This window comes from Streptomyces johnsoniae (assembly GCF_031845565.1).
GTDB classification, from domain to species: domain Bacteria; phylum Actinomycetota; class Actinomycetes; order Streptomycetales; family Streptomycetaceae; genus Streptomyces; species Streptomyces johnsoniae.
The window spans coordinates 1-13,271 of record NZ_JAVREV010000020.1 but is presented as its reverse complement, the minus strand read 5'-3'; the positions used below and the strand labels follow the sequence as shown (position 1 = coordinate 13,271).

Sequence of the window (13,271 nt, the reverse complement as noted above, 5' to 3'; positions counted from 1 at the left end):
CTCTCCAGCCCGTTCCGGCAGCGTATGCACGGCCCGTTGAGAGGGGCATGAATGACTGCGAAGGCACCGCCGACCAAACTGTTCGAGTCCGACTTCTACCAGGACCCTTTTCCCACCTACGAGTGGCTGCGCGAAAACTCGCCCATGCACGAATTCAAGTTCCCCATGGGCGATATTCCGGTGTGGATAGCCACGCGCTTCGACGACGTGCAGCGGCTGCTCGGCGACACGCGTTTCAGTAACAATCCGGCGTTCGCGAGCAAGGAGTTCGTCGACGGCGGCATGGCGGTGGGGCAGGGCACGGCGGTCGAGCGCATCCTCACGATGCTGGACCCGCCGGACCACACGCGGGTGCGCAAGCTGACCATGAGCACCTTCACGCCGCGGCGGATCGCCCAGTGGGAGGAGCCGACCGTCCGGATCGTCGAGGAGGCGCTCGACCGCCTGGCCGAGCAGGAGCGGCCGGACGTCATGGACTACGCCGGCGCGATCCCCGCGCACCTGATCGGCGGCATCCTGGGCTTCTCCCTCAGCAAGTTCCAGGACATGCTGCACGCCATCGAGCGGGCCTTCCACACCGACCCGGACCACGACGATCAGAACCGGGACGCGTTCGAGGAGATCGCCGAGTACGGGCGTGAGCTGATCGCGCACAAGCGCCGCGAGCCCGGCGACGACATCACCTCCGCCCTGATCCAGGCGCGCGACGGCGACGACCGGCTGAACGAGGAGGAACTCGTCGCCACGATGGCCGTGCTGATCATGGCCGGGCTCGACACCACGAGGAACCTCATCGCCACCTCCGTCCTCTCCCTGCTGGAACGCCCCGAGCAACGCCGGCTGCTGATGGAGCGCCCCGATCTGAAGGACAGCGCGACCGAGGAGTTCATCCGGTTCAACGGCGGCGTGGCCGTCGGCTTCTTCCGCTTCGCCCGGGAGGACCTGGAGTTCGCCGGGGTGCGGCTGCCCGCGGGAACGCCCGTCATCCCCTCCATCGCCTCAGCCAACCGCGACCCGCGGCGCTGGCCGGACGCGGACCGGCTGGACATCACCCGTGACGGCCCGCGCCACGTCGGCTTCGGCCACGGGCTGCACAACTGCCTCGGCGCGGCGCTCGCGCGCCTGGAGGCGAGCGTCGCCATCCCGGCGATCCTGCGGCGCTTCCCCGCCATGCGGGCGGCGGTGCCCGCCGAGGAGCTGACGTACGACGACATGTGGCTGGTGCGCAGCATCCAGTCCTTCCCCGTCCACCTGAACGGCGAAGCGCCGCGGTGAGGGGCGAGGAGAACGCCGGATGAGCAGGACGCTGCACGTCGACGGAAGGGCCTGCATCGCGTCCGGGCTCTGCGCCGCCATGCACCCGGACCTGTTCCGGCTCAACGGCGCGGGCGTCGCGGAGCCGGTGCGGCGGGAACTCACCGACGCCGACGACATCACGTCCGCGAAGGACGTGGCCGACTGCTGTCCGGGCGCCGCCGTGTCGGTGCTCGGCGCGGAGGCCGGCGGTCCCGGCGCCTGAGGAACGGGCGCCCGGAGTACGGGCGCCCGGGCGACGACCGTCCCATCAACGACCAGCTGGAAAGGACGATGTGACAGTGGTGGACACAACCGCGGTGACGGTACTCGGACTCGGCAACATGGGGGCGGCGCTCGCCGACGCCTTCCTCGCCGCAGGCCACTCGACGACCGTGTGGAACCGGACGGCGGACAAGGCGGACCCGCTGGTCGGCAAGGGGGCCAGGCGTGCGGCCACGGTCGAGGAGGCCGTACGGGCCAGCCCCGTCGTGGTCGTCTGCCTCCTGGACTACGACGCCGTGCACGAGGTGCTCGACCCGGTGGGCGGCGCGCTGCGCGGCCGCGCCGTGTTCAACCTGACCAACGGCACGCCGAGGCAGGCCCGCGACACCGCCGGGTGGGCAGGGAAGCTGGGCTGCGAGTACGTCGACGGCGGCATCATGGCGGTGCCGCAGATCATCGGGAGCGAGTCGGCGTTCGTCCTGTACAGCGGTCCTGGCAAGGCCGCGTTCGAGGCGGGCAGGGAGCTGCTCGAAGTCCTGGGCTCGGCCCGGTTCGTCGGGGACGACGCGGGCCTGGCCTCGCTGCTCGACCTGGCCCTGAACGGCGCGATGTACGGTCTGCTGGGCGGCGCCATGCACGCCATTGCCGTGGTCGGCACGGAGGGCGTCAAGGCGCAGGACTTCTCCGCCGAGCTGCTGGTGCCCTACCTGACGTCGATGACGGGCATCATCCCCCACTTCGCCAGGCAGATCGACACCGGCGAGTACCAGGTGGACGTCGTGGCCGCGCTCGGCATGCAGCAGGTCGGGTACCGGAACATCCGCCGGGCCAGCCTGGACCAGGGCATCAGCACGGACCTGCTCGACCCGATGCAGTCGCTGATGGACCGGCGGGTGGCCGACGGGTTCGCCGACGACGACTTCTCCGCGGTGGCCGAGGTCCTGAAGAACTCGGGGACCTGACCCGCCGCCCGCACACACGATGCGGCCTCCACGCCGGCGAAGGCGTGGAGGCCGCATCGCTGTCCCGGCCGGCGGCCGGGCCGCTCAGAGCACCGTGGTGTTCGGGTCGAGCCCGAGCAGGACCCGCCCGTACACCTCCAGATTGGCGTCCGGGGTCATCACGGCGTGCATGGAGAAGCCCTGGACGTCGCGGAAGAAGCGCTGGATGGGCAGGCTGCGCTGGATCGCCGAGGCGCCGCTCGCGGCGAACAGCGTCTGGGTGGCCTCGCGCGCCAGCTTCACCGCGAAGCCGCACTGGCCGCGCAGCGTGGCCCGTTCCTCCGTGGTCAGCCGCTCGCCGGCGTCGGCGCGCTCCTGCACGATGCCGGCCTGGGCGGCCAGCAGCGCGCGGGCGGCCGCCAGTTGGTTGGCGGCGGTGGCCACCTGGATCTGCGTCAGCGGATGCTCGGCCTGGTCCTGCCACGCGGTGTAGGACAGCGGCCGGTGCACGCGTTCGAGGAAGAGGTCGTAGGCGCCCTGCGCCATGCCGATCAGCGTCGAGGTCGACTCGGCCATGACGACGCTGATCAGGCCGTAGTCCCGGCCCTCGCCCGGCCCGGTGGGCTCGCCGCCGCCCGCCGCGAACGCCTCGCCCATGTCGATGGCCCGGTGCGCCGGGACGAACACGTCGGTCGCGAACGTCGTCGAACTCCCGGTGGCCGCCGCGGCCATCGTGTCCCAGTCGTCATCGAAGGTGATGTCGCCGATCGGCACCACGGTCAGCATCTGCTGGACCGTCCCGTCCGGGTGGTGGAGGTTGGTGGCGGCCAGGTTCCAGTCGGCGCCGCGGCAGCCGGTGTTGAACCGCCAGGCGCCGTTGAGCAGGTAGCCGCCCTCGGTGGGCACCAGGGTGCCGGAGGGGGTGAAGCCGCCGGAGACGCGGGCCGAGCCGCCGGCGTACACCTCCTGCTGCGCCCGCTCGGGAAAGAGGCGGACCATCCAGGCCGCGGTGATGAAGCCCTCGCAGACCCAGCCGGTCGAACCGCAGCCCCTGGATATTTCGAGAAGCAGATCGATGTGCTGGGGAACGGAGAGTTCGAGGCCGCCGTACCGCTTCGGCACACCGGCCCTGAAAACGTCGGCCTTCTCAAGGAGTTCGAGATTCTGCTCCGAAATCCAGCGCTGGTCCTCGCCTTCCTTCCCGTTCTCCCTGAGCGTCGGAACAATTGCGCGCACCGCGTCCAGAACAGTCGCGGCTTCCCTCTCGGTCCCGGCCATACTGTCTCCTCTGTTCGACGTCACACACGAGTGTGGCGAAACGCGCCCATCGGACGGTCACCGCCCGGTGGTCAGCTCCCTTCCGGAGCGGGGAACCAGCCCGATTCCGCGAAGAACCTGATCTGCTTGCGCACGAGAGAGGCGGACGCGGCGGGGCAGGTGATGCCACTGCCGCCGAGTGCCGCCGCCGTGCGCGCGGTGTCGGTCGCCGGGTAGAACGACTCGCTGTCCTCGACGAGCATCTCGACCGCGTCGAGGAGCGGCGCGATGGCGTTGTCGGGGTCCGCCCGCACGAGGTCGATCCAGTCGGCGGGGTCCACCTCCGCCGGCCGGTACCCGAACGACCGCAGCTCGGCGACCATGTCGTCCATCGTCACGTGGCTCTCGTTGCCGAGGTGGAAGGTCCCGCCCGCGGAGGCGGGCCGACGCGAGACGGCGACGAGCGCGGCGCTCGCGTAGTCCACCGGCATCAGCCGGAACAGCCCCGGCAGCGCCTTCGGGGCGGCGCCGGACTGCACGACGCCCTTGACCATCAGCCAGACGAAGTCCCGGGTCTGGCAGGCGCCGTTGCGGAGGTCCCCGGCGACCTGGTCGACGCGGTACACGTTCACCGGCAGGCCGCGCTCGCGGGCCAGGCCGACGATCTGCTCCGCGACCCACTTGCTCTGGGTGTAGCCGTTCGGCAGCGCCTCGCCCGGGCCCGTGGGGTCGGTCACCGCCAGGGGGACGCCCGGGGTGACCGGCCCGGCGAACACGCCGGTGGTGGAGACGTGGTGCAGCGGCACCGTGCGGTGCCGGGCGGCGAGGCGCAGCAGTTCCTCGGTGCCCAGGACGTTGGCGGCCTTCAGCGTCGGATACGGATGAATCCAGTTGACCGAGGCGCCGCAGTGGTAGACGGCGTCGACCGTGCGGGCGAGCGCGTCGAACCGTTCCGCCGCGAGGCCGATCCCGGGCTCGGCCAGGTCGCCGACGACGATGCGCAGCCGGCCGGTGTCGACCTCGTCCCGGATGCGGTACCACTCCAGGTTGGCCAGGACCCGGCGAAGGCCGTCGGCCTCGTCCGCGGCCCGCACCAGGCAGTGCACCGTGGCGCTCGTGGTCCGCAGCAGGTCGCGCAGGACGAACGCGCCGAGGAAGCCGGTGGCCCCCGTCAGCAGGACCTCCGCCGGGTCCTCGGCCACGCGGACGACCTCATCGGCGGGGCGGATGTCGTCGGCGAGGCGGATGTCGGCCGCGTAGTCGGTGGGCTGCGCGGCGTCCTGGTCCGCATCCGCGGGCCGCAGCTCGCCGAGCAGGTGGGCGGCCAGTTCCCCGGGCGTCGGGTGGTCGAACACCAGGCTGGCCGGCAGGCGGCGGCCTACCACGCCGCCGAGCCGGTTGCGCAGCTCGACGGAGGTCAGCGAGTCGAAGCCGAGCCCGGCGAACGGCTGTTCCGCCCCGATGCCGCCGGGTTCTGGGTGGCCCAGGACGGCGGCGACCTCGGCGCGCACCAGGTCCAGGACGGTGCGGTGGCGCTCCGCCTCCGGCAGTCCGGCGAGGAGCGCGGCGAGCGTTTCCGCGTTCATGCCGTTCTCGCGCACCGTGCCGCGCAGCGGGCTGCGGGCCAGCCGGGAGAACACCAGCGGCGCCTGGGCGGGCCGCTGCCGCAGTGTCGCCATGTCGACCGGAACGCCGACGACGGCGGCGTGGCCGAGGGCGAGTGCGGTGTCCAGCGTCCTCGGCCCCCGGTCGGACGCCACCAGCCGGAAGCCGGTCCGCACGATGCGGTCGACGTCGGCCTGGTCGAGGTTCGCGGCCATGGCGCTCAGCTGCTCCCACAGCCCCCACGCCGTGGAGGTCGCGGCGAGCCCCGCGGCCCTGCGGTGCTGCGCCAGGGCGTCGAGGAAGGAGTTGGCCGCGGCGTAGTTGGCCTGGCCCGCGCTGCCGATCACGCCCGCGAGCGAGGAGAACAGCACGAACGCGGACAGTTCCAGGCCGCGGGTCAGATCGTGCAGATGCCAGGCGGCGTCCACCTTCGGCCGCAGCACCGCGTTCAGCCGCTCGGGGGTGAGGGCGGTGATCAGGCCGTCGTCGAGGACGCCGGCCGCGTGGATCACGCCGGTCAGCGGCAGGTCGGCGGGCACGGCGGCGAGGAGCGCGGCGAGGGCCTCGCGGTCGGAGGTGTCGCAGGCGGCGACGGTGACCCGGGCGCCGAGCGCTTCGAGGGAGGCGCGCAACGCGTCGGCGCCCGGCGCGTCAGGACCGCTGCGGCTCGTCAGCAGCAGGTGCTCGACGCCGTGTTCCGCGGCGAGGTGGTGGGCGAACAGCGCGCCGAGCGTTCCGGTGCCGCCGGTGATCAGGACGGTGCCGTGCGGGTTCCAGGCGCCGCTGGGCTCCGTGTCGTGGGCCGGCGGCCCGACGCGCTCGGCGCGCGGCACGAGCACCCGCCCGCCGCGCACGGCGGCCTGGGCCTCGCCCGAGGCGACGACGGCGGGCAGGGCCGCCGCGGACGCCTCCTCGTCGTCGACGTCGACGAGGACGAACCGGCCGGGCGATTCGGACTGGGCGGTGCGCAGCAGACCCCAGACGGCCGAGCCGGCCAGGTCCCGCACGTCCTCATCCCCGGCCGCGACCGCGCCGCGGGTGACGACCACCAGCGGGGTGGTGCCGAGCCGGTCGTCGGCCAGCCAGTCCCTGACCAGGTCCAGAGCACGGTGGGTCGCGCCGTACACCGAGGAGACGACGTCGCCGTCCGGCGCAGGTCCGTGCCAGGAGAACACGCCCGCCATCGCCTCCCCGCTGTCCGCGGCCTTGCGCGCGGCGGCGACGTCCGGCAGGTGCTCGGCCGCGAACCGGTTGGTACCCAGCTGCGCCCAGCGCAGCGGGACTTCGGGCCGGGGCAGGGCGACCGGCCGCCAGCCGACGTGGAACAGGTCGTCGTGGTGGCGCGCGCCCGTGCCGCCGAGTTCTTCCGCCGTGACGCCGCGGAAGGTCAGCGGCCCCGCCGTGGCGACCGGGCGGCCCTCCGGGTCCGTCATCGTCACCGAGACGGCGCCTTCGCCTGTCGGGGCCGCGTGCACGCGCAGCGCGGTGGCGCCGGTGGCGTGGAGCCGGAAGCCGCCGTGGCGCACGAGGCGCGCGATGCCCTCCCGCGGGGCTTCGAGCGTGAGGAGAACGGTGGCCAGGGCGCTCTCCAGCAGCACCGGGTGGATGCCGAAACCGGCGGCTCCGTCGCGGAGTTCGTCGGGCAGCCGCACTTCGGCGAAGACCTCCTCGCCCTTGCGCCAGGCGGCCGTGACCCCGGCGAGCACGGGCCCTTCCGGCAGCCCTTCGGCCGTCAGGCGGGCGCGGACCTCGGCGGGCGGCAGCCTGAGCGCGTCGGGCGGCGGCCACGCGGCCGGCCCGGCCCAGGGCCCGGCGCCGCGCGGGCTGAGCCGGCCACCGGCAATATGGGTCCAGGTGACGTCGCCCTCGTCGGGCCTGGCGTGCACGGTGAACGGGCGCCCGGCCTCGTCGTCGGGCGGCCCCACCCGCAGCTGGAGTTGGACGGCCTGCCGCTCGGTGAGGACCAGGGGCGTCTCGACCGTCAGGTCGTCCACGGCGGTCAGGCCGAGCTCGTCGCCCGCACGGACCGCCAGTTCGGCGAGCGCCGCGTGCGGCAGCAGGGCGGTGCCGAGGACGGTGTGGCCGCCGAGCCAGGTGCTGGTGCGGGCCGAGACCCGACCGGTGAACAGCGTCTGGTCGGTGCCCGCCACGGTCACGGCCGCGCCGAGCACCGGATGGCCGACGGGGGCCAGGCCGTGGCGGCCGACGTCGGCACCGGCGCCGGACGCGGCGTACCAGTACCGCTCGTGCTGGAAGGCGTAGGTGGGCAGCGGGACGGTGCGCGCGCCGTGCCCGCCGAAGGCGGTGGGCCAGTCCACCGTGCCGCCGCCCGCCCACAGCCGCCCCAGGGAGGCGAGGAACCGTTCGGGACCGCCCTCGCCGCGACGCAGCGTGCCGACGACGACGGCCGCCTCGGGGTTGTCCTGGAGCACGGGGGCCAGCACCGGGTGCGGGCCGACCTCGACGAAGGTGTGGTGGCCGTGCTCGGCGAGCACGTGCGTCGTCCGCTCGAACTCCACGGGGTGGCGCAGGTTGCGGTACCAGTACTCGGCGTCCAGCTCCGCGGTGTCGAGCGGGCCCGCGGTGACCGTGGAGTAGAACGGCACCGTGCCCCGCCGGGGCCTGATGGGCGTCAGGTCCCGGACGAGGCGGTCACGGATCTCCTCGACCTGCGCGGAGTGCGAGGCGTAGTCGGCGGAGAAGCGCCGGGTGCGGATGCCGTGTTCGCGGCAGTGCTCGACGAGTTCGGCGAGCGCGTCGTGGTCGCCTGAGACGACGGTCGAGCCCGGCCCGTTGACGACGGCGACGGACAGCCGACCGTCCCACCGCCGCAGCAGCGCGGTGAGTTCGTCGCGGGAGAGCCCGACGGACACGATGCCGCCGCGGCCCGCCAGAGCGGTGGTGACCCGGCTGCGCACGGCGGCGACGCGCGCCGCGTCCGCCAAGGTCAGCCCTCCGGCGACGCAGGCCGCGGCGACCTCCCCCTGGGAGGAGCCCACGACGGCCGCCGGCTCGACCCCGTAGGAGCGCCACAGCTCGGCCAGCGAGACGGCCACCGCGAACGAGACGGGCTGGATGACGTCCACCCGCTCCAGGGAGGGGGCGCCCTCGGCCTCCCGGAGCACGTCTTCGAGTGACCAGTCGACGTGCGGGGCGAGCGCCTGGCCGCAGGCGTGGATGCGTGCGGCGAACACCGGTGAGGTGTCCATCAGTTCGCGGGCCATGCCGGGCCACTGGCCGCCCTGCCCCGGGAAGACGAACACCGTCCGGCCGGCCTGGGCCGCGTTCCCCTGGACCAGGTGCGGGGAGGCCGTGCCGTCGGCCAGGGCGCGCAGCCCGGCGATGAGATCCTCGCGGCCCGCTCCGGTGACGGCCGCGCGGTGGCCGAGCGCCGAGCGGGTGGTGGCCAGGGACCAGGCGACGTCGGCGGTCCGCAGGTCCTCGTGGGCGGTGACGTGTGTCAGGAGTCTGCGGGCCTGGTCGCGCAGGGCGGCGGGTGTGCCGGCCGAGAGGACCCAGGGCACCGGGGGCGCGGTGACGTCGGCGGGCGCCCGTTCTTCCGCGGTTTCCGCGGCCGGGGGCGCCTGTTCGAGGATGACGTGCGCGTTGGTGCCGCTGGCGCCGAACGCGGAGACCCCGGCCCGGCGGGGGCGGCCGGTCCGCGGCCAGGGCCGGGCCTGCGCGAGCAGTTCGACGTTGCCCGCGGTCCAGTCGACCTCCGGGGTCGGCTCCTCGGCGTGCAGCGACCTGGGCAGGATGCCGTGCCGGATGGCCTGCACCATCTTGATGATGCCGCCGGCGCCGGCGGCGGCCTGCGCGTGCCCGATGTTGGACTTCAGCGAGCCGAGCCACAGCGGGCGGCCGTCCTCCGGCCGTTCCTGCCCGTAGGTGTTCAGCAGGGCCTGCGCCTCGATCGGGTCGCCCAGCGCGGTGCCGGTGCCGTGGGCCTCCACCGCGTCCACGTCCGCGCCGCCCAGCCGGGCGTTGGCCCATGCCTGGCGGATCACGCGCTCCTGCGAGGGGCCGTTGGGCGCGGTCAGGCCGTTCGACGCGCCGTCCTGGTTCATGGCCGAGCCGCGCACGACGGCCAGCACCGTGTGCCCGTTGCGCCGCGCGTCCGACAGCCGTTCCACCACCAGCAGGCCGACGCCCTCGGACCAGCCGATGCCGTCCGCGCCGGCCGCGAACGGCTTGCAGCGGCCGTCGGCGGCGAGGCCGCGCTGGCGCGAGAAGTCGATGTGGCCCAGCGGGGTCGCGGCGATGTAGGAGGCACCGGCCAGGGCGAGGTCGGACTCCCCGGCGCGCAGCGACTGGGACGCCAGGTGCAGCGCCACCAGCGCCGAGGAGCAGGCGGTGTCCACGGACACCGCGGGGCCTTCCAGGCCCAGGGTGTAGGAGATGCGGCCCGAGGCCATGCTGGAGAGCATGCTGGTCATCAGGTAGCCGTCGAACTCGCCGGGGTTCTCCAGGCTCAGGTAGCTCTGCTCGACGAGCCCGGTGAACACGCCGGTCCTGCTGCCCTTGAGCGAGGCCGGGTCGATGCCCGCGCCCTCCAGTGCCTCCCACGCGGTTTCGAGCAGCACGCGCTGCTGCGGCTCCATCGCCACGGCCTCGCGCGGGGAGATGCCGAAGAACGCGGCGTCGAAGCGGGTCGCGCTGTCGATGAACCCGCCCTGCCTGACGTACGTCCGGCCCGGCTTGTCGGGGTCGGGATCGTAGAGGTTGTCCAGGTCCCAGCCGCGGTCGGTGGGGAAGTCCGTGATGACGTCCCGCTCGTCGAGGACAAGTTGCCACAGGGCGTCGGGGGACGAGGCGCCGGGATAGCGGCAGGCCATGCCGACGATCGCGATGGGCTCGTCCCTGCCGGACTCCAGCTCGGTGATCCGCCTGCGCGCCTTCTGGAGGTCGGTGGTCGCCTTCCTCAGGTACGCGAGCAGCTTCTCTTCCTGGGAGACAGTTGACATGGAAGCCTCGTTCTCCTTCGGGGAACGTCGGTACAGGCGGTCAGGCGTGCCTGGTCAGTCGGCCGGTCCGCCGGACCGACCGTCGAGCAGGGCGAAGATCTCCTCCGCCGACGCCGATTCGATGCTGTCGGCCGGTGCCGGGGCCTCTTCGCCGCCGGTGGTCTCGGTCAGCCGGGCCAGCAGGGTCTGGAGCCGGACGACGATCGTGCCGCGTTCCCCTTCGTCCTGCGGGCCGGCGGCGAGTACCGCCTCCAGCCGGTCCAGCTCGGCGAGCGCGGGGGCCTGCGCCGCCGGTCCGGCGTCGGGCGCCAGCAGGGTGACCAGGTGTGCGGCCAGTGACCGGGCGGAGGGGTGGTCGAACGCCAGGGTGGCCGGGAGCGTGATGCCGGTCCGTTCACCGAGGCGGCTGCGCAGCTCCACGGCGATCATGGAGTCGAAGCCCAGTTCCTTGAAGGCGCGGTCGGCCTCGATCGCGCCGGGGTCGGAACGGCCGAGGACCGCGGCCACTTCCGCCCGGACGACGGCCAGGGCGGCCGGGTGGCGCTGTTCGGCCGGGAGTGCGGCGAGGCGTTCGGCCAGCGGGACGCCGGTCCCGGCCGCCGCGGGCCCGGCCGGGGCACGCACCAGGCGGCGGAACAGCGCGGGGATGTCGCCGGCCGCCCGCATGGCGCCGGGGTCGAGGGGCAGGGCGACCAGCGTCGCGGGCCCGGCGCGCAGCGCCGCGTCGAACAGCCCGGTGGCCTCCCGTTCGGTCAGCGGGCGGAAGCCCTCGCGGGGCGCGGGGGATTCCGCTTCCCGGGGGCCGAGGGCCAGGGAGGTCACGGGCAGGCCGAGCGCGGCCCGGTGCCGGGCGAGCCCGTCCAGCGCGGCGTCGGCCGCGGCGCGGGCGGCCAGGCCCGGGGTGCCGGTCGCCGCCGCGGTGGAGGTGAGCAGCACGAACGCGGCCGGGTTCGAGTCGCGGGTCAGCTCGTGCAGGTGCCGCGCGGTGTCCGCCCCGGACCGCAGGACCGCGGTGAGGCGGTCGGCGGTCAGTCGTGGCAGCGGCGTCTCCTCCGCCGCGCCCGCGGTGTGGACGACGCCGGTCAGCGGCGGCGTGACGGCGGCGAGCGCGGCCCCGAGCGCGGAACGGTCCGCGGTGTCGCACGTGAGGGCCGTGACACGGGCACCGGACCGGCCCAGTTCTTCGAGAAGTTCTGGCTCGGGCCAGGTGCCTTCGGCGCGCGGGTCGAGCAGGAGCAGATGGCGCACGCCGTGCGCGGCCACCAGGTGGCGGGCGAGCAGCGCGGCCTGCGTTCCGGCGCCGCCGGTGATCAGGACGGTGCCGTCCGGGTCGAAGCGCGTCGCCGGCTCGGGGGCGGTGCCACCGGGCCCGCCGGGCGCGCCGGGGTCCGCGGCGTGCCCGAGCCGCGGCACGCGGGCGGCGCCGTCGAGCAGCGCGGCCTGCGGTTCGCCCGAGGCCAGCACCGCGGACAGGAGTTCGCCAGGGACCCGGCCGTCCTCGACGTCGATCAGCACGAAGCGGCCGGGGGCCTCCGCCTGCGCACCGCGCAGCAGTCCCCACGCGGCGGCCGCCCGGCCCTCGGGGTCGGTGCCGTCCGGGCTGGGCGGCGTGAGGGACGCGCCGCCGCGGATCAGGACGACGAGCGGCAGGCCGGTGACCCGTTCCTCGGCGAGCCAGGCGCGGGCCAGATCCAGGGCTTCGGCGGGCGCGTCGGGGCCCGTTCCGAGGGCGGTGACGGCGGCGCCGAACGGGGCGCCCGCCGCGAGGGCGTCCGCGAGCCCGGCGACGTCCTCGAACGCGGCGCCCTCGACGTCCGCCGTGCCCAGCACGGCCCACGGCACGGCCTCGCCCTGCGGCGCGGGCGCGAGCGCGGTCCACTCCGGCGCGTACAGCGACCGGCCCGCGCCCGCCGCGGCGAACCGGGCCTCGGGCACGTCGCGGAACGTGAGCCGGTCGACGCTCAGCACCGGCCGCCCCGCGGGGTCGGTCAGCCGCACGGAGACGGCGTCGTCGCCCGCGCCGGCGGACAGGACCTTCACCGCGGTGGCTCCGGCGGCGTGCAGCCGCACACCGCGCCACTCGCCCGGCACGCGGACCGTACCGGCCGGTGCCGCCCCGGCGGCCGTGCGCACGGCCGCTTCCAGGAGCGCCGGGTGGATGCCGTACGCGGCGGCGTCGGGCAGCAGTTCCTCGGGGAGCGCGGCTTCCGCGGACGCTTCCCTGCCGCGGCCGGCGGCGGGAGCGGGGGACTCCTCCGCGGTGCCGAGCACGCCATCGGCGTGCAGCGTCCAGGGCGCCTCACCGTCACCGTGCCGGCCGTGGACCGCGAAGGGGCGCCGCCCGGCCTCGTCGGGCGGGCCGACCGCGGTCTGGAGCTGCGCGGCACCGTGCTCGGGCAGGAGCAGCGGAACGTGCACGGCCAGCCGTTCGAGCGGCCCGGCGCCCAGCTCGCCGGCGGCCCTGAGGAGGGCCTCGGCCAGCGCGGAGGCGGGCACGACGGGCGCGTCGGGCAGGGCCGGATCGGTCAGCCGGCCGTGGGTGTGCGGCGGCAGGTGGGTCGTGAACAGCACCTCGCCGCTGCCCGCCGCGGTCACCGCGGTGCCGAGCAGCGGGTGGCCGGTGCTGCCGGGGCCGTGGCCCGCCGCGCCCGGGTCCTGGTGCAGCCAGTAGGAGTCGCGCTGGAAGGCGTAGGTGGGCAGGGCGGCCTTCCTGGCGCCGGTGTCCGCGAACAGCCTCGGCCAGTCGAAGCCGACGCCGCGGAGGTGCAGCCGGGCGACGGCCTGCATCAGCGAGTCCGGCTCGGGCCGGTCGCGGCGCAGCACGGGGAACGCCTCGACGCCGCCGGGGCTGCTCAGCGCGTCGGGGACGAGGGCGGTCAGGACGCCGTCCGGGCCCAGCTCCACGAACTGCGTGACCCCCAACTCCTCCAACGCCCCCACCCCATCCGCGAAACGCACCGCCTCCCGCATATGACGCGCCCAATAA

The 13,271-nt window shown here is 74.7% G+C and carries 6 protein-coding genes; 3 read left to right on the top strand and 3 right to left on the bottom strand.

What is annotated here, in order from left to right; all coding sequences use genetic code 11:
* Positions 1 to 51: 51 nt before the first annotated feature.
* The 3 genes from RM779_RS28355 (at position 52) to RM779_RS28345 (ending at position 2,480) form a co-directional block, all read left to right on the top strand.
* Positions 52 to 1,275: a cytochrome P450 family protein gene (locus tag RM779_RS28355; protein ID WP_311620635.1), complete on the top strand. Its 1,224-nt coding sequence runs from the start codon at positions 52 to 54 to the stop codon at positions 1,273 to 1,275.
* 19 nt (positions 1,276 to 1,294) lie between these two features.
* Positions 1,295 to 1,519, top strand: coding sequence for a ferredoxin (locus RM779_RS28350; RefSeq protein WP_311620634.1), 225 nt, complete (start codon positions 1,295 to 1,297; stop codon positions 1,517 to 1,519).
* A gap of 76 nt (positions 1,520 to 1,595) precedes the next feature.
* Entirely contained in the window at positions 1,596 to 2,480 is an 885-nt protein-coding gene (locus RM779_RS28345) for an NAD(P)-dependent oxidoreductase (RefSeq protein WP_311620633.1), read from the top strand.
* An 84-nt stretch (positions 2,481 to 2,564) separates the two neighbouring features.
* Here RM779_RS28345 and RM779_RS28340 read toward each other — a convergent pair whose 3' ends face one another.
* From RM779_RS28340 to RM779_RS28330, 3 genes are all read right to left on the bottom strand, one after another.
* Positions 2,565 to 3,737: an acyl-CoA dehydrogenase family protein gene (locus tag RM779_RS28340; RefSeq protein WP_311620632.1), complete on the bottom strand. Its 1,173-nt coding sequence runs from the start codon at positions 3,735 to 3,737 to the stop codon at positions 2,565 to 2,567.
* A 71-nt stretch (positions 3,738 to 3,808) separates the two neighbouring features.
* Positions 3,809 to 10,246, bottom strand: coding sequence for a thioester reductase domain-containing protein (locus RM779_RS28335; RefSeq protein ID WP_449657311.1), 6,438 nt, complete (start codon positions 10,244 to 10,246; stop codon positions 3,809 to 3,811).
* A gap of 93 nt (positions 10,247 to 10,339) precedes the next feature.
* A partial coding sequence (locus RM779_RS28330; protein ID WP_311620630.1) for a KR domain-containing protein occupies positions 10,340 to 13,271 on the bottom strand: 2,932 nt, incomplete at its 5' end.

Excerpts from the sequence above, each read along its gene's own strand:
- RM779_RS28350 (WP_311620634.1), top strand. The coding sequence starts at position 1,295 with ATGAGCAGGACGCTGCACGTCGACGGAAGGGCCTGCATCGCGTCCGGG.
- RM779_RS28340 (WP_311620632.1), bottom strand. The coding sequence starts at position 3,737 with ATGGCCGGGACCGAGAGGGAAGCCGCGACTGTTCTGGACGCGGTGCGC.
- RM779_RS28355 (WP_311620635.1), top strand. The coding sequence starts at position 52 with ATGACTGCGAAGGCACCGCCGACCAAACTGTTCGAGTCCGACTTCTAC.